Raw genomic sequence first — 17131 nt, 5'->3', positions numbered from 1 at the left:
GCTACCGCGCCTCCTGGTTGCTGTCCGGGACCCCTGCCGCCCACATCGGCAGCCGCTCCGTCCGCCGCCGGCCCTCCCCCACCGCCTGAACGGCGTGGGAGGTACCCCCACCGTTGTGTCGGGCCGGCCGCTCGCCACGGCCGCGCGGCGCGGTGTGCAGCCCGTCCCACAGCGTGCCGTCGGTCCGGTCCCGCGGATCGGGGTCGATCAGCACCACGCCGATCACCGCGATGCGCTGGTCCGCGAGCTGCCGCGCCACGGTGTGCAGCCAGGCGGCGCTGCCGTGCCCGGCACGCACGACGAGGACGGTCCGGGTGCCGAGGTACTGCAGGTCGGTCCACGCCGTGCCGGGCGCCACCGAGCCGACGCCGAGGCCCAGCTCCTGGTCCGGCACGGCCTCGGCGCGCTCGCCCCCGACCACGGCGGGGTCTCCCGGCTTGGGGCGGCGGCCGGCGAGCTGCGGGCCGGGCAGGCCGTCGATGACGACCACCGGCCCCTTCGCCGCCAATGCCCTGGCGAGGTCCACGGCGATGGCGCTGGTGGTGCGGGCACAGCCCAGTTCCAGCAGCGACACCGGTTCCGCGGAGCCGCGCACGGTGCGGGCCAGGAAGGCGGTGAGCCGTTCGCGTGCCGCCCGGGTCCTCCGGCGCTGCCACAGCCTCGCCGGCAGGCGGGGGGCGCGGGGCAGCTCCGCGATGACCGAGGCGCCCAGGTTCGCCGCGATGTCCCGGCGCAGTACGGGGCGGTCCGCCACCACCGAGCCGACCGCGGCCACCGCGAGCCCGAGGACGAGCCCGAGGACCAGTCCGATCGCCGCGTCGGTGACAGCGGCTCTGGGCAGGGAGTGCCGGACCGCGCGCGGGGCGTCCACGATCTGCGTGCCGGCGACGAGTTGGGGCGTGCCGATGCGCGCCTCCTCGGCCCGCTGGTCGAAGTCGGCGATCCGCGAGGTGAGTTCGGCTCGGCGGGCGAAGAGCGACTCCATGCTCGCCGACGCCTCCGGGCTGCTCTCCGGCGGTCCGTCCTCGATCGCCTTGTTGACCCCGGCGAGTTCCTTCCGCATGCGGTCACGCTGGTCGAGCAGGGCCTTGGACTCGGCCTTCGCGGCCTCCCGCATCCGCCGCACGTGGTCCGCGACGAACGCCTCGGCCAGCGCCTTGGCCCGGGCGACCGCTTCCGCGTCGCTGTCACCCGTCACGTCGATCTGCAGCACGTTGTTGGACAGGCCGGTGCCCCGGTAGTCCCGCATGAAGTCCTCTGGACGCTCCGGGGACTCGAGGGCCCGCAGGGCCTGGCCCGCGATCCGCGTGGTGTGCAGCAGCTCCACGTCGGTGCGGATCAGCGTTCCGGTGTCGTTCGGCTGGTCCTCCTTGTGCGCGACCAGCACCTTGGCCACCGCGCTGGGCGGCGGCGGCAGCAGGACCGCCACGGCCGCGCCGATCAGCAGCCCCAGCAGCGCCAAGGAGCACCACAGGCGGCGGCGCCTGCGCACCGCCACCACCAGCGCCTGCAGATCCAGCAGCGGAGCGGCGGCCGCCGGTTCCGGCGTCTCTCTCGTGGTCACCGTGCACCTCCCGTGACGTGGCCGCGAACCGCGAGCTCCGGAGCGGCCTCGTCCGCAGGACGGCCGGCGGACCGCGTCGGGCGGTCCCGGGTCGTGCCGGCGACGACGACGCCGACGACCTCGTGCCCCGCGTCCGCACACGCCTCGGCGATGCCGGCGAGGTCCCCCGCGGTCCAGCTGCCCGCGCTGAGCACCACCAGGGCACCGGACTCTGTGCCGCGGTCCGGCACCAGCGGCCCGGGCACCGAAACCCCCACCACCCGCGGCACGGCGTATCCCCTGTCCGAGGAGCCGGGGGAAGGTTCGCTCCCGGCCTCGGCGACGAGCTGCTCGGCGGCCCGGACGGCGACCTCGTCGCTGTCCGGTACGACCACCAGCAGCCGCCGCGCATCCGGCAGCCGGTCCCGGAGGCGGGCCCACACCCGCCGATAACGGATCCGCCGGCCGGCCTCACCGCCGGACGGCTGCGGGGGCGGTACGTCCCACCGGGTGTCGAGGCTCAGCAACCGGCGGATCCGGGCCTGCGGGCCACCGCCCTTGGGCCGGTGCGCGGGCTGTTCATCAGGGACGTCGACGGTACCGAGCAGCGCGGAGTCCAGCGCCGCGGCGATCTCCGGTGCCGTGCGCAGCCGGCGGCTCATCCGTGCGGCGGTGAGGTGGCCGACGACCGCGAGGAGGAAGAACAGCAGCGCCCCGGCGACGACGAGCTGCACCCTCGTCGGCGCCGCCTCGCCGGTCGGCCGGGCCGCCGGTCCCATGACGACCATGCCGGCCTTGTTGCTCGCCGGGTCGGCCTCGTCCAGCTTCTTCATGGCGTCCAGCAGCGCGGCACGCAGCTTCTCGAGCTCGGTGCGGGCCTGCACGCTCTCCACGGTCCGCCCCGGGTCGGCCGCCTCGGCCAGGTCGGTGATGCGGCGGTCGGTGCGCACCACCGTCTTGCGCAGTTCCTCGGGCGCGTCAGCCGCTTCGGGGTCGGGGTTGTCGCCCGCGAGTCGCGCGGCGAAGGTGACGAACTGCTCGGCCACCTGGTCGGAGAGCCGCTGCGCACGCTCCGGGGTGTCGGCCGTGCCCGAGATCTCGATGATGTTCCCGTCGGCGGTCTCGGCGCTGACCCGGTCCCGCAGTTCGCCGCCGCCGACCCCGGGCCAGCCGAGTGCGGCGGCAGCGCGGTCGACCACCACCGAACTGGTCGCGACCTCCGCCTGGGTCAGCAGCTCGCGCTCCTCCCACTGCCCCGGCAGCAGCACCGACGCCGACGTCGTGTACCGCGGCGGGAACACCACCGAGGCGCCGTAGCCGACGAGGGCGCCCACCACGGCGAGGACGGCGAGAAGCCGCCCGCGCCGACGGAGAATCCGCCCGATCGTGACCAGGCGTATCGTGTCATCGCTCAACGGCGCTGCCTCTTCCCAGTGCGGACCGGGCGGCCCGCCGACGCCGCGGTGCGGTCACGGCAGGCGGCGGCGTAGGCGGCGAGCAGCGACTCCTGCGAATTCCGCCAGGAGAGCGGTCCGCTGATCCGCTCCTGGCCGGTCTTGCCCATCCGGGCCCGCTTCTCCGGGTCGTCCAGCAGCATGGCGATGAGCCCGGCGAACTCCGCCTCGTCGTCGGCGGGTGCGTAGACGGCGGCGTCCCCGGCGGAGACCCGCGCCTCCTTCAGGTCGAAGGAGACGATCGGCCGGCCCATCGCCATGTACTCCAGGACCTTGTTCATGGTCGACACGTCGTTGAGCGGATTGCGCGGGTCGGGGGAGAGGCACACGTCCGCGGTGGACAGGTAACGCACCAGATCGGCGTCCGGAATGCGCCCGGTGAACTGCACCTGCTCGGAGAGTCCGAGCTGCCGGGACAGCTCCACCATCGCGTCGAAGGCGTCGCCGGAGCCGACGAACACGGCATGCCAGTCGGTCCGCCCGAGCTCGTCGCGCAGTTTCGCCAGGGCGCGCAGGGCGTAGTCGACACCGTCCTGCGGGCCCATCACGCCGAGGTAGCACAGCAGATGGGGCTTGCCGCGCTTCAGCTCCGGCTCGGGCGGCACCGGCTGGAACCGGTCGACAGCCGGTGCGCTGCGCACCACGAAGACGTCCTCACGCCGCCGGCCGCCACGGCTCAGCGCGACGTCCCGGTAGCTCTCGTTCGTGGCGAGGACGATGTCCGCGGCCCGGTAGGTCCGCCGTTCCAGCGCGCACACGGCGCGGTAGAGCAGATCCTCGCCACGGCCGAACCGGGAGAGGTACAACTCGGGTACCAGGTCGTGCTGGTCGAAGACGAACCGCGCCCCGCGCCGCTTCAGCCACAGCGCCGGCAGGAACAGCAGGTCGGGCGGGTTGCAGGCGTGGACCACGTCGACGGGGCCGACCTTGCGGGCCAGCCGGGCCGTGTGCCACAACGCCGATCCGTACTCCCGCAGGTAGCCGGCCGGCCCTCCGGTGGCCGCGCGCAACGGGTAGCGGTGGATCCGCACCCCGTCGATCACCGCCTCCGGCTCCGTGTCGCGCTTGCTCCCCTGCGGACAGATGACGTGCACCGTCCAGCCCGCGTCGCGCAGCGTCGCGCACTCCTGCCACACCCGCCGGTCGAACGGCACCGACAGGTTCTCCACCAGGATCAGCGCGCGCCGGCCGGGCCGGCCGCCCGCGGCTGTGTCGTCGAACGATCTGTCACCAAGCAAGGCCCACGTACCCCGGTTCGGTCCGGCGCACATCGGCGTCGGGAAGGTGGACGAGGTCGACGAGCACCGGGCCCTCACTGTGGGGCAGCGCCGCCAGCACGGCCGGGTCCCTGGTCCCGACCAGGCACACCTCGGCGTGGTCGAGCACCTCGTCCACGGACGCGGCGAGCAGCTGCGCGAGGTGCGGCAGCCGGTTCTCGATGTACTCCCGGTTCGCGCCGATCAGCCGGGAGAGGTTCACGTTGGCGTCGTAGATCCGCAGGTCGTACCCCTTGCCGAAGAGCCTCTCCGCCAGCTCGACGAGCGGGCTCTCGCGCAGGTCGTCGGTGCCGGGCTTGAAGGACAGCCCGAACATGCCGATACGGCGCTTGCCGGTGCGCTCGACCAGGTCCACCGCGCGTTGCAGATGGTCGGAGTTGGAAGGCAGCACGTGGGCGAGGATGGGCACCGAGACGTCGGCCCGCTGCGCCGCGTGGACGAGACTGCGCAGGTCCTTGGGCAGGCAGGAGCCGCCGAAGGCGAAGCCGGGCCGCAGATAGGCGGGGCTGATGTTCAGCTTGCGGTCGGCCAGGAACACGTCCATCACCTGGTGCGAGTCCACCCCGAGCGCCTGGCACACCGCGCCCAGCTCGTTCGCGAAGCCGATCTTGAGGCTGTGGAACGCGTTGTCCGCGTACTTGATCGCCTCGGCCGTCGGGACCGGCACCCGGAACACCTCGCCGGGCAAGCCCTCGTACAGCGCCGTCACCGCGTCGCCGCTGGCCGGGTCGAGTTCCCCGATGACCGTCTTGGGCGGGTCGAAGAAGTCCCGCACGCTCGTGCCCTCGCGCAGGAACTCCGGGTTGACCGCGACCCCGATGTCCACCCCGGCCGTGCCGCCGACGTACTTCTCCAGGATCGGCACCAGCAGGTTCAGGCAGGTGCCCGGGAGCATGGTGCTGCGGAACACCACCGTGTGCCGCCCGCCCCGCTCGGCCAGCGCGGCGCCGATCTGCTCGGTGACCCGCTCCAAGTACGTCGTGCACAGGCTGCCGTTGGGCTCCGACGGCGTGCCCACGCAGACCAGCGACACCTCGCTGCCCATGACCGCCTCACGGACGTCGCCGGTGGCGCGCAACGCTCCGCTGCGCACGACCTCGGCGATGAGCTCGCCGATCCGCTCCTCGACCACCGGGGCCTTGCCATCGTTGACCAGGTCGACCTTCACCTGGTTGACGTCCACCCCGATGACCTCGTGACCCATGCTGGCCAGGCACGCGGCCGACACGCAGCCCACGTAGCCGAGCCCGAAAACGCTGACTCTCATGACCCGTCCCTCCCCCCAGGCAGGCCCTTGTGGCCTGCGGTCCCCCCCCGAGCAGGCCCTCTCGGCCTGCGGTCCGCGCCCCCTCCGGGCGCCGACCTCCGCACATCAGTAGGCGCCCTGCCCGTGGAGCACCGCACGCAGCGTCTTCCACAAGATCACCGTGTCCAGGGCGAGCGACCAGTCCTCCACGTAGCGCAGGTCCAGCCGGACCGCCTCCTCCCACGACAGGTCACTGCGTCCGCTGATCTGCCACAGTCCGGTGAGTCCGGGCTTGACCAGCAACCGCCGCCGGATGTCCGGGGCGTACGCGGCGCACTCCTCCGGCAGCGGAGGCCGCGGACCGACGAGCGACATCGATCCCGTGAGTACGTTGAAGAGCTGCGGGAGCTCGTCGAGCGAGTACCGGCGCAGCACCGCTCCCACCCGGGTCACCCGCGGATCCCGGCGGAGCTTGAACAGCGGGCCGGCGCCCTCGTTGCGGTCGGCCAGCTCGGCACGTGCCCGGTCGGCCCCGGGGACCATCGTGCGGAACTTGAGCATGGTGAACTCGCGGCCGTCCTTGCCGACCCTGCGCTGGCGGTAGAACGCCCCACCCCGGCTGTCCAGCAGAACGAGCAGCCCGACGAGCGCCATCAGCGGCGCGAACAGCAGCAGCAGGATCGCCGCGCCCATCCGGTCGACGACCCCTTTGACCACCCGGCGGCCCCCAGTGAAGGTGGGCATGCTGACCCGCAGCAGCGGTATCCCGAGCACCGCGTCGACGTGCAGCCGCGGGCCGGCCACCTCCATCAGCACGGGGGCCACGACCATCTCGGCGTCACTGCCTTCGAGGTTCCACGCCAGCCGTTGCAGCCGGTCCGGTGACCAGTGCGGATCCGGTGTGACCGCGACGACGCGGTAGCCGTCGCGGCGGACGTGGCCCGCGACGTCCGCCAGCCGGCCGACGACCGGCACTCCGTCCAGGTGGTCACCGTCGAGCCCGAGACCGTCCGTCGTGCACACCGCGTCCACCCGCCACCCGAGGTGCGGGAACTTGCGGGTCCGGGCGATCAGGTCGCGCACGGTGGCCGGGCTCCCGGCGGCGAGCACCGGTCTCAGACACCGGCCTTCCTTGCGCTGCTTGTGCAGCGAGAGGCGCAGCAGATACCGCGCGGTCATGGTGACGAGCGCGATCGCGGGGATCGCGACGAAGATCCAGAGTTTGATGTTGCGCGAGGTGAGGGCGATCCCGCCGAGCGCCAGGACGACGGTCGCCGTGAACAGCGAGCGTCCGAGCCGGCGGAACTCCTCGGCGCCCTGGCCGAGTACGGCCGGTGCCCAGGCCCGGCTCACGGCGAGCGCCCCGAGCACCAGCAGTTCGGTGCCGAACGCGAGAATGCCCCACTTCTCATGCCAGTTGGCCGCGTCCCGGGCCCCGAAGAAGTTGCCGATCGCCGCCACCACGAAGGCGGTGGCCACGGTGTCGCTGATGATCACAGTACGGCGGTACCGCTGTTCCCAGTCGATCGCCTGCGGGCTGATCGCCCCGTTCGCCAGCCCCCGTGCCGACGGAAAAGGGTCGACAAGTTCCCCCTGTTGCACAGAACCCCCCAAGTCGCCAGTAACTCGACGTGTGCGCCTCGCACTGTTCCTCGCCTCGGGAGGCCCCCGCCTCCCGCGTCGCGCGCTACTTGAGCACCCCGAACCCCGGGTGCTCCCCGCACCCAAGGCACCCTCCCGGGCTCCAAGAAATTGATCACCACCACGTCTGGCGGTGAGGAGGCGACCGTCGGCTTTCCGCAGCTCCGGACCTATAGATCATTAACGGTCGCCTCGTGTTCGAACATCCGAAGCACGGTCAATCTAGACCATCGAGATCAGTATGTAGAGGGGATGTGTGCAAATTGTGCGCAAGCTTTGAGACTGATTTCGTCGGGGGTGGCCTGCGGCGGTCAGGTGAGGGGTGAGGAGGCAGGCAGGTCCTGGTCGGCGGCCCAGGAGGCCAGGATGCGCAGCCGTTCGTGGGTGGGGGAGCCGGGCATGGCCGTCCAGACCGTCAGGTTCTGGTCGGGGTCGGTGTTGGCGGTGAGGGTGTCCCAGTCCAGGACGAGTTCGCCGACGACCGGATGGTTGAGGGTCTTCGTGCCGACGGTGCGGGCGGCGACGTGGTGATCGCCCCACCAGCGGGCGAACTGCTTGTCCCGCAGGGACAGTTCACCGACCAGCTCGATCAGGCGCGGATCCTCGGGGTACTTCGCGGCCTCCATGCGCAGTTGGGCGACGGCGATGTGCGCGGAGGTCTCCCAGTCGGCGTACAGGGTGCGCATGGCCGGATCGGTGAAGATGATCCGCGGGTAGTTGCGGTGCTTTTCCGGGATGCGGGAGAAGTCGGTGACCAGGGCGGCCGCCAGCGCGTTCCAGGCCAGGATGTCCCCGCGCCGGCCCTGCACGATGGCGGGGGTGGCGGTGAGGTCGTCCAGGACCCGCTGAAGCTGCGGCTGGACCTTCTGCCGGCCGCGGCGCCGGGTGCGGGTGGTGGTCTTGCCCGCGAGCTGGAAGAGGTAGCCGCGCTCGTCGTCGTCCAGGTGCAGCACCCGGGCGAGGACGTCCAGCACGGGCGCCGACGCCCGCATGCGGCCCTGTTCCAGCCGGGTGTAATAGTCCGTGCTGATATTGGCCAGCTGGGCGACCTCCTCGCGGCGCAGCCCCTCCACCCGGCGGGGTTTGCCGGTCTCGGGCAGTCCGACCGTGCGCGGGCTCAGCTCCGAGCGGCGCTTCTTGAGGAATTCTCCCAGCTCATTGAGGGGGACGTTGGCGGTCATGCTTCCCAGCATGACACCGATTCCACCCGGGAAAGGGGGGAGAAATCCCTCCCAGGATGTTCCTTTCCCAGGATGAATTCCTCCGCTTTTCGCACCTGCTCTCGCGTGTGAGGCTCGATATCGATCCAGCCGATTCCGACCACGGCTGAGGCACACCCACCCTCGCACGAAGGAAACACCCATGCGCGGAGCAGTCATCTACGCCCCCGGCGACGTGCGCTTCGAGAACCTCGACGACCCGAAGATCCTCCACCCCACCGACGCGGTGATCCGCACGGTCGCCACCTGCGTGTGCGGCTCGGACCTGTGGCCCTACCGCGGGGCGGAACCCATCGGCGACCCGCACCCGATGGGGCACGAGTACGTCGGCATCGTCGAGGAGACGGGCAGCGAGGTCACCCACGTCAAGCCGGGCCAGTTCGTCGTCGGCTCCTTCGCCACCTCGGACAACACCTGCGTGAACTGCCTGAACGGCTGGCAGTCCTCCTGCCTGCACCGCGAGTTCATGAGCACCTGCCAGGCCGACTACGTGCGCATCCCCAACGCCCACGGCACCCTCGTCGCCACCGACGAGCACCCGGACGGCCGGTTCGTGCCGAGCCTGCTCGCCGTCTCCGACGTGATGGGCACCGGCTGGTACGCGGCCCTCGCCGCCGAAGTGAAGCCCGGCTCCACGGCCGTCGTGGTCGGAGACGGGGCGGTCGGCCTGTGCGGCGTCATAGCCGCCCGCGAGCTCGGCGCCGAGCGGATCATCGCGATGAGCCGGCACGAGTCGCGCCAGAAGCTCGCCCTCGAGTTCGGCGCCACCGACGTCGTCGGCGAACGCGGCGACGAAGGCATCGCCCGCGTCAAGGACCTCACCGGCGGCATCGGCGCGGACTCCGTGCTGGAGTGCGTCGGCACCGCCGAGTCCATGCGCCAGGCCCTGCACTCCGCCCGCCCCGGCGGCAACGTCGGCTTCGTCGGCGTCCCGCACGAGGTGGCCCTCGACGGCGAGGAGCTGTTCTTCTCCCACGTCGGCCTGCGCGGCGGCCCCGCCCCCGTACGCCGTTACCTGCCCGACCTGATCGACCGCGTTCTGTCCGGCCGGATCGACCCGGGCAAGGTCTTCGACCTCACCCTGCCCCTCGACCAAGTCGCCGAGGGCTACAAGGCGATGGACGAACGCCGCGCGATCAAGGCGCTCCTCAAGCCCTGACCGCAACGTGCCGACGCCCTGACCGCGGAGCTCCGGGGCCGCGCGCCAGGCCGCGCGGCCCCGGCCCCGGAACCACCCCCCTCACGCAAGGACCCACCATGACGACCTTCGCCCTCGTCGGAGCCGGGCCGGGCCTCGGGCTGTCCACCGCCCGCCGCTTCGGAGCGGCCGGCCACGCCGTGGCCCTCATCGCCCGCACCGCGCGGAAGCTGGACGAACTGACGGCCGATCTCGCCCGTGACGACATCCAGGCCCGCGGTTTCACCGCCGACGTCCTCGACACCGAGTCCCTGACCACGGCCCTGCACAGTGCCGCGGCCGACCTGGGGCCCATCGAGATCCTCCAGTACAGCCCGGTGCCGCGCGCCGACTTCATGAAACCGGTCCTCGACACGAGCGCCGACGACCTCGACGCCCCGCTCGCCTTCTCCGTCAAAGGCCCCGTCACCTGCGTGAACGCCGTCCTGCCCGGCATGCGCGCCCTCGGCCGCGGCACGCTGCTGTTCGTCAACGGCTCCAGTGCCGTACGCCCCAACCCGAAGGTCGCCGGCACCTCGATCGCCTTCGCCGCCGAGAGCGCCTACGCCCGCACGCTGCACGAAGTGCTCGCCGAGGAGAACATCCACGCGGCCCAGCTGATCATCCCCGGAGCCATCCGGCCCGACGCCGAGCACAGCAGCCCCGACGTGCTGGCGCAACGGCTGTACGACATCCACCAGCGGCGGGACGGCTTCCGGCACTACTCCGAGCCCCTGCCCGACTAGCCACAGGACGACCCCGTGAACCCCGCGCCGCCCCTTCGCGCTCTCGCCCGCGTGGCCATGACCATCACTGTTCTGCTGGCCGCGGCGGCCTGCAGCGACACCTCGCCCGCCTCCCCGCACAAGGCATCCTCCGCGTCCTCCGCCCGGCAGACACCGACGGCCGAGGCACGCACCACACCGTCCGACAGGAACACCGCCATGGACATCCGGGTCACCCTCGACGGCCGCCCCGTCGACGCCGCCTTGAACGACAGCCCTGCCGCCCGTGACTTCGCCGAGCTGCTCCCGCTCACCCTGGACTTGGAGGACTTCCACCAGACGGAGCGGATCGCCGACCTGCCGCGCAGGCTGACCACCTCGGGTGCTCCCGAGCCGCGCGCGCCGAAGGCCGGTGACCTGACCTACTACGCGCCTTGGGGCAACTTGGCCGTCTTCTACCGGGACGGCGACTCCGCCAACGCCGACCTGCTCATCCTCGGCCACATCGACGCCGACACCGACCGGCTTGCCAGGGCCGACCGGATCACCATCGAAGCCGCGCCCTGACCCAGCCCCACCGCCCGCCCCTAAAGGGGGCGCCATCGCACGACCACGTCCACGCAAGGAGACACCACACGTATGCCTTCCGCGTCCGGGACCACCCCCGGCAAGCTCCCCGTCGTCGTCTGGGTGCTCGCCGCCGGCACGTTCCTGATGGGGACCACCGAGTTCGTCGTCGCCGGTCTGCTGCCGGAACTGGCCGGTGACCTCGGAGTCAGCGTCTCTCACGCCGGCCTGCTGATCACCGCCTTCGCCATCGGCATGATCGTCGGCTCGCCGACCATGGCTCTGGCGACCCTGCGGCTGCCGCAGCGCCGGACGCTGATCCTGGCCCTGTCCGTGTTCTGCCTCGGACACCTGGTCGTCGCCCTCAGCACGTCCTTCACGGTCGTCCTCGCGGCCCGGGTCGTCACGGCCCTGGCCACCGGAGCGTTCTGGGCCGTCGGCTTCGTCGTCGCCACCACCGCCGCGGGCCCGCGCAACGCCACCCGCGCCACCGGCGTCATGATCGGCGGCCTGACCCTGGCCAACGTCGTCGGGGTGCCGATCGGCTCCTTCGCCGGCCAGCTCACCGGCTGGCGCGGTCCCTTCTGGGCCCTGGCCGTCCTCTCCGGGCTCGCCGCCGTGTTCATCGGCCGTTTCATCCCGGCCCGGGAGCAGCGCGTCGAGCTGTCCGTCCGGGCCGAGGTCCGGGCGCTGCGCCAGGGCCGGCTGTGGCTGGCACTGGCCGCCGCGATGCTGATCATGGGTGGTGTCCTGGCGACGTACACCTATGTCACGCCGCTGCTGACCGACCGCGCGGGCGTCCCCGCAGGCGCCGTACCGCTCGCCCTCATCGCCTTCGGCGTCGGCGCCCTGGGCGGCACCACCACGGGCGGCCGACTGGGCGACCGGCGTCCGATGGCCACCACCCTCACGGCCGCCGCGGCCACGGCCCTGGTCCTGTTCCTGATGATCCCGCTGTCCGGCAACCCGGTGACAGCGACCCTCCTGGTCTTCCTCATGGGCCTGACCGGCTTCACGGTCAACCCGGTCGTCACCGCCCTCGCCATGCGCTTCGCCGGCGACGCTCCCACCCTCACCTCGTCTCTGACCACCTCCGCCTTCAACACCGGCATCGCCGCCGGTTCGGTGATCGCGGGTCAGGCCCTCGACTCCTCCCTGGGCCTGACCGGCCCGCCCCTGGTCGGCACCGTCATCGCCGCCCTCACCCTGCTGCCCCTGATCGCCCTCGCCGTCCAGGGCCCTTCCGGCGAGGGCCGGATCGTGGCCCGGAGCAGCGCGTCCACGCGACGGCGCCGCGACGAACCCGCGCGGGCGTCCTCGCAGTACTGATCCGAGCCACCCCTCGCGGTGTCGGCACTCGAACGGAGACCACGACATGAATCCCACGTACGACTTCACCGGCCAGGTCGCCCTCGTCACCGGCGCCGGTGCCGGTATGGGCCTGGCGACCGCCCGCGCGTTCGCCGCGTCCGGAGCCGCCGTCGCCCTCACCGACATCGACGAAGCAGCCCTGAACGCGGCCGCGAAGGAACTCACCGACGCCGGCCACCGAGTCCTCGCCCTCACCTGTGACGTCAGCGACGAGGACCAGGTCGCCGCCGCCGTCGACCGCACGGTCGAGACCTTCGGCCGCCTCGACATGGCGTACAACAACGCGGGCATCCAGATCCCGCCCAGCGACGCCGCCGACGAACCCGCCGAACGCTTCGACCGGGTCAACGCCATCAACCTCCGCGGCGTATGGGCCTGTATGAAGCACGAGCTGCGGCACATGCGCGCCCAGGGCAGCGGCGCCATCGTCAACTGCTCCTCGCTCGGCGGTCTGGTCGGCCTGCCCGGCCGTGCCTCCTACCACGCCTCCAAGCACGGCGTCATCGGCCTGACCAGCAGCGCCGCCCTCGAATACGCCCCGCGCGGCATCCGCGTCAACGCCGTCTGCCCCGGCACCATCGACACCCCGATGGTCAGCGACATGATCGCCAAGGGAGAGCTCGACCGGGCGGAGGCCGAGGCCAACCAGCCGATCAACCGCCTCGGCACGGCCGAGGAAATCGCCCAGGCGGTCCTGTGGCTGTGCAGCCCCGGAGCGAGCTTCGTCCTCGGCGTCGCCCTCCCCGTCGACGGCGGCTACGTCGCCCGCTAGGCACGGACCCCAAGTAAAGGGGGAGAAAAGTCTCCCTGTCACGAGCGTTGCCGGTGGTGCCAGACTCCCCACGTGACCAGTCGCCGCCGCCAAGGCACGCGGTCGCTCCATCCCCTCTCGCGGTGACGACGATCCCGTCTGCCGTCCCGCTGTTGTGTACGGCCGATCCGTCCGCGATACGAAGGCGTACGTATGTCAACTGAACTCCCTGAGTCCGCCGTTCCACCCCCCACCGGAGCCGGCGAGTCCGCCCCGGCACCCACTCGGCGCACCTTCATCGCCACCAGTGCCGCGGTCGGCGGTGCCGTCGTGGCCGGGGGGACGTTCCTCACGGGCCCGGAAGAGGCCACCGCTGCCGAGGCACCGCCGTCCAGCCGGGTTTCCCTGACCGTCAACGGCACCCGCCGCACCATGACGGTCGACAACCGGACCTCGCTGCTGGACCTGCTGCGTGAGCACTTGGACCTGACCGGCTCCAAGAAGGGCTGCAACGCCGGGGCCTGCGGCGCGTGCACCGTGCTGGTCGACGGCCACCGCGTCAACTCCTGCCTGACGCTGGCCGTCCGGCTGGAGGGCGCCGAGGTCACCACGATCGAGGGCCTGGCCGAGGGGGAGCGGCTGCACCCGTTGCAGCAGGCCTTCATCGACGAGGACGCCTTCCAGTGCGGTTACTGCACCCCCGGCCAGATCGTCTCCGGCGTCGGCTGCATCCAGGAGGGCCACACCGGCTCGCCGGAGGAGATACGGGAGTGGATGAGCGGCAATATCTGCCGCTGCGGCTGTTACGTCAAGATCGTGCGCGCGGTCGAGCAGACCGTCGGCCGGAAGTGAGGGCCTGATGTATCCCTTTGCCTTCACCAAGGCGTCCGACACCCGTGAGGCTCTCAACGCGGGCCGCCGCGGCGGGCGCTACATCGCCGGGGGCACCACCCTGGTCGACCTCATGCGCGAGACCGTCGAACGCCCCGGGGCCCTCGTCGACATCAGCGGTCTTCCGCTGCACGACATCACCGTCACCGAGCGCGGGGGCCTGCGCATCGGCGCCCTGGTGACCATGGCCCAGGCCGCCGCCCACAAGAAGGTGCGCACGCTGTACCCCGTGGTCTCCGAGGCGCTGGAGCTGAGCGCGTCGGCGCAGCTCCGCAACATGGCGACCATCGGCGGCAACATCATGCAGCGCACCCGGTGCACGTACTTCCGGGACGTGACCGCCGACTGCAACAAGCGCGACCCCGGCTCCGGTTGCGCCGCCCTGCACGGCGTCAACCGCACCCACGCCATCCTCGGCACCTCCGACGCCTGCGTGGCCACCCACCCCTCCGACGCGGCCGTGGCCTTCGCCGCCCTGGAGGCCCGGGTGCACCTGCTGGGCCCGGACGGGGCACGCCACGTCCCCTTCACCGACTTCCTGTTGCGGCCCGGCAGCACACCCCAACGTGAACAGGCCCTACGCAAAGGCGAGTTGATCACCGGAGTGGAGATACCGGCTCTTCCGCGCCCGCTCGCGTCCGGCTACCTGAAGGTCCGCGACCGGCAGTCGTACGAGTTCGCCCTGACGTCGGCGGCCGTCGCGCTGCACGTACGCGGCGGGGTGATCCGGGAGGCCAAGGTCGCCGCCGGGGGCGTGGGCACCGTGCCGTGGAAGCTGCCCGCCGTCGAGCAGCACCTCGTCGGTGAACGTCCCTCGGAGGCCCTGTGGTCGGCCGCTGCCGCGAAAGCGGTGGACGGGGCACGCCCGCTCAAGCACAACCGGTTCAAGGTCGAGCTGCTCAAGCGCACCGTCGAACGCCAGCTGCGCGTCGTAGGAGGTACCAAGTGAGCCCCCAGCCGCAGGCAGCCGTGGGCGCGCCGCTGTCCCGGGTGGACGGCCGGCTGAAGGTCACGGGCAAGGCCCTGTACGCCGCCGAGCACGACGTCGACGGAACGGTGCACGCCGTGATCGTCGACGCCGGAGTCGGCCGCGGCCGCATCACCGGCATCGACACCCGCGCGGCCGAAGCCCAGCAGGGCGTGCTGAAGGTCATCCACCACGGCAACGCGCCGAAGCTGCCGTACCGCGACAACCCCGGGTCCAACAACCCTCCGGAGGGGCGGCGACTGCGCGTCTTCCAGGACGACCGCGTCCGCTTCCACGGCCAGCCGGTCGCCGTCGTCGTGGCCACCACCCTGGAGGCCGCCCAGCACGGTGCGAGCCTGGTCGAGGTCGACTACGACGCCGAACGGCCCTCGACCGACCTCACCGAGGCGCAGCCGGACGAGCCGACCCGGTACGCGCGCGGCGACGCCGAAGCGGCCCTGCGCACGGCGGCCGTACGGCTGGACCTGACCTACCGCACGGCCCGCAACCACCACAACCCGATGGAGCCGCACGCCACCATCGCCCGCTGGAACGGCGACCAGCTCACCGTCTGGGACAAGACCCAGTGGGTGGTGGGCACCCAGGCCGAACTCGCCGCGGTGTTCGGCCTGGAGACGGACGCGGTGCGCGTCATCTCACCGTTCGTCGGCGGCGGGTTCGGGACGGCACTGCGCTGCTGGCCGCACGTGGTCGTCGCCGCGCTGGCCGCCCGCGAGACGAAGCGTCCGGTCAAGTTGGTCCTCAGCCGCAAGCAGATGTACCTCGGCACCGGTTACCGGCCCTCCTACGACTACCGACTCCGGCTGGGCAGCGACCGGCGCGGCCGGCTGACCGCCGCGGTCCACGACCTGGACGCAGAGACCTCGTCGTACGAGAAGTTCACCGAGGCGATCCTGGCGGCCGGGCAGATGCTCTACAGCATGCCCCACGTGAGCCAGGCGTACCGGACGGTGCCGCTGGACCTGCCCACGCCGCTGTACATGCGCGGCCCCGGCTTCCAGACGGCCTCCTTCGTCATCGAGTCGGCCATGGACGAACTCGCCCACGAACTCGGCGTCGACCCGATCGAGCTGCGCCGGCGCAACGAGCCGGCGGAGGACGAGTCGTCCGGGCTGCCGTTCTCCACCCGCCGGCTGCGCGAGTGCTACACGGTCGGTGCCCGCGAGTTCGGCTGGCACCGCCGCAACCCGAAGCCCCGCACCACGCGTGAGGGGGACTGGCTGATCGGCCTGGGCATGGCCGCCGGCGTCTACGACACCGCGCGCATGCCGGCCCAGGCCCGGGCCCGCCTGGACGCCGACGGCACCGCGCTGGTCGAGGCCGCCGCCACCGACATGGGCCCGGGGACGTACACCTCCCAGACCCAGGTCGCCGCCGACGCCCTCGGGCTGACCGTGCGCACGGTCACCTTCCGGCTGGGGGACTCCCTCTACCCGCCGACCCCACCGCACGGCGGCTCGATGACCATGGCCAGTGTCGGCTCCGCCACCCTCGACGCCTGCAACAAGGTCCGCCGTCAGGCGATCCGACTGGCCGTCGGGGACCGCGAGTCGCCGCTGTACGGGGTGGCGGCCGACGACGTCGTGGTGCGCAACGGCCGGCTGCACGTGAAGAACGACCCCACGCGCGGGGAGACCTACCGGCGGCTGCTGACCCGCAACGACCGCACCCACCTGGAGGCGGAGGGCTCCTTCGCGCCGCCGTCGGGCCCGCAGCGGCACTCCTTCTACGGCTACAACGCGACCTTCGCCGAAGTGGCCGTCGACGCGACCTTGGGCCTGGTGCGGGTACGGCGGGTGCTCGGCGTGTACGACGCGGGCCGCATCATCAGCCCCAAGCTCGCCGACAGCCAGGCCCTCGGCGGCATGGTCGGCGGCATCGGCACGGCCCTGCTGGAGCACACCGTCACCGATCACCGCGACGGCCGGATCGTCAACGCCAACCTCGCCGACTACCTCGTGCCCGTCAACGCCGACGTCCCCGACCTCAAGGCGATCTACCTGGACGGCGAGGACCGCGAGGCCGACCCGCTCGGCGTCAAGGGCCTCGGAGAGCTCGTGATGATCGGGGTGGCGCCCGCCATCGCCAACGCGGTCTTCAACGCCACCGGCCGCCGCGTCCGCGAACTACCCATCACGGCCGAGGTGTTGCTCTGACCGGGGCACCTCGGGCCGACCGGGACCCGGGCCTGCTCCGGGTTCCGGTTCCGGGCCGCCGCCGCGTGACGTGTCCCCGGCGTCGTGGCGGCGGCCCACTCACCTTCCGATCCTGGTCCCGCTG

The 17131-nt window shown here is 72.0% G+C and carries 14 protein-coding genes; 8 read left to right on the top strand and 6 right to left on the bottom strand.

All coding sequences use genetic code 11. From position 1 onward, the window contains the following. Position 1: 1 nt before the first annotated feature. The 6 genes from ABZ192_RS06880 to ABZ192_RS06855 all read right to left on the bottom strand — a co-directional run bounded on the left by ABZ192_RS06880 (position 2) and on the right by ABZ192_RS06855 (position 8354). Entirely contained in the window at positions 2-1564 is a 1563-nt protein-coding gene (locus ABZ192_RS06880) for a Wzz/FepE/Etk N-terminal domain-containing protein (protein ID WP_356923465.1), read from the bottom strand. Further along, complete coding sequence (locus ABZ192_RS06875; RefSeq protein WP_356923464.1) at positions 1561-2958, bottom strand: Wzz/FepE/Etk N-terminal domain-containing protein; 1398 nt, start codon at positions 2956-2958, stop codon at positions 1561-1563. Before ABZ192_RS06875 ends, ABZ192_RS06880 begins: the two co-directional genes overlap by 4 nt. Further along, the gene (locus tag ABZ192_RS06870; RefSeq protein WP_356923463.1) at positions 2955-4235 is read right to left on the bottom strand and encodes a glycosyltransferase family 4 protein; all 1281 of its coding nucleotides are present in this window, start codon (positions 4233-4235) and stop codon (positions 2955-2957) included. The genes ABZ192_RS06875 and ABZ192_RS06870 overlap by 4 nt, the downstream gene beginning before the upstream one ends. Then, the gene (locus ABZ192_RS06865) at positions 4225-5541 is read right to left on the bottom strand and encodes a nucleotide sugar dehydrogenase (RefSeq protein ID WP_356923462.1); all 1317 of its coding nucleotides are present in this window, start codon (positions 5539-5541) and stop codon (positions 4225-4227) included. The genes ABZ192_RS06870 and ABZ192_RS06865 overlap by 11 nt, the downstream gene beginning before the upstream one ends. 105 nt (positions 5542-5646) lie before the next feature. After that, the gene (locus tag ABZ192_RS06860; protein WP_356923461.1) at positions 5647-7122 is read right to left on the bottom strand and encodes a sugar transferase; all 1476 of its coding nucleotides are present in this window, start codon (positions 7120-7122) and stop codon (positions 5647-5649) included. Positions 7123-7472: 350 nt separating this feature from the next. After that, positions 7473-8354: a helix-turn-helix transcriptional regulator gene (locus ABZ192_RS06855; RefSeq protein ID WP_356923460.1), complete on the bottom strand. Its 882-nt coding sequence runs from the start codon at positions 8352-8354 to the stop codon at positions 7473-7475. Between the two features lie 169 nt (positions 8355-8523). Here ABZ192_RS06855 and ABZ192_RS06850 point away from each other — a divergent pair, with 169 nt between their 5' ends. The 8 genes from ABZ192_RS06850 to ABZ192_RS06815 all read left to right on the top strand — a co-directional run bounded on the left by ABZ192_RS06850 (position 8524) and on the right by ABZ192_RS06815 (position 17007). Beyond that, positions 8524-9540 carry a zinc-dependent alcohol dehydrogenase family protein gene (locus tag ABZ192_RS06850; protein ID WP_356923459.1) on the top strand — a complete coding sequence of 339 codons (1017 nt, stop codon included), beginning with the start codon at positions 8524-8526 and terminating at the stop codon, positions 9538-9540. Between the two features lie 98 nt (positions 9541-9638). Next, the gene (locus ABZ192_RS06845) at positions 9639-10304 is read left to right on the top strand and encodes an SDR family NAD(P)-dependent oxidoreductase (protein WP_356923458.1); all 666 of its coding nucleotides are present in this window, start codon (positions 9639-9641) and stop codon (positions 10302-10304) included. Positions 10305-10361: 57 nt separating this feature from the next. Further along, positions 10362-10850: a cyclophilin-like fold protein gene (locus tag ABZ192_RS06840; protein ID WP_356923457.1), complete on the top strand. Its 489-nt coding sequence runs from the start codon at positions 10362-10364 to the stop codon at positions 10848-10850. A gap of 72 nt (positions 10851-10922) precedes the next feature. Then, positions 10923-12179, top strand: a complete 1257-nt coding sequence (locus tag ABZ192_RS06835) for an MFS transporter (RefSeq protein ID WP_356923456.1) — start codon at positions 10923-10925, stop codon at positions 12177-12179. Between the two features lie 46 nt (positions 12180-12225). Next, the gene (locus tag ABZ192_RS06830) at positions 12226-12993 is read left to right on the top strand and encodes a glucose 1-dehydrogenase (protein WP_356923455.1); all 768 of its coding nucleotides are present in this window, start codon (positions 12226-12228) and stop codon (positions 12991-12993) included. Positions 12994-13185: 192 nt separating this feature from the next. After that, positions 13186-13824, top strand: a complete 639-nt coding sequence (locus tag ABZ192_RS06825) for a (2Fe-2S)-binding protein (RefSeq protein ID WP_356923454.1) — start codon at positions 13186-13188, stop codon at positions 13822-13824. A 7-nt stretch (positions 13825-13831) separates the two neighbouring features. Beyond that, positions 13832-14812, top strand: a complete 981-nt coding sequence (locus tag ABZ192_RS06820) for a xanthine dehydrogenase family protein subunit M (protein WP_356923453.1) — start codon at positions 13832-13834, stop codon at positions 14810-14812. Then, positions 14809-17007 (top strand): xanthine dehydrogenase family protein molybdopterin-binding subunit, encoded by a 2199-nt coding sequence (locus ABZ192_RS06815; protein ID WP_356923452.1) that lies wholly within the window; start codon positions 14809-14811, stop codon positions 17005-17007. The genes ABZ192_RS06820 and ABZ192_RS06815 overlap by 4 nt, the downstream gene beginning before the upstream one ends. Positions 17008-17131: the final 124 nt, after the last annotated feature.

This window comes from Streptomyces sp. NPDC006235, assembly GCF_040613735.1.
Lineage (GTDB): Bacteria > Actinomycetota > Actinomycetes > Streptomycetales > Streptomycetaceae > Streptomyces.
This window is presented reverse-complemented; position numbering and strand designations above follow the sequence as displayed.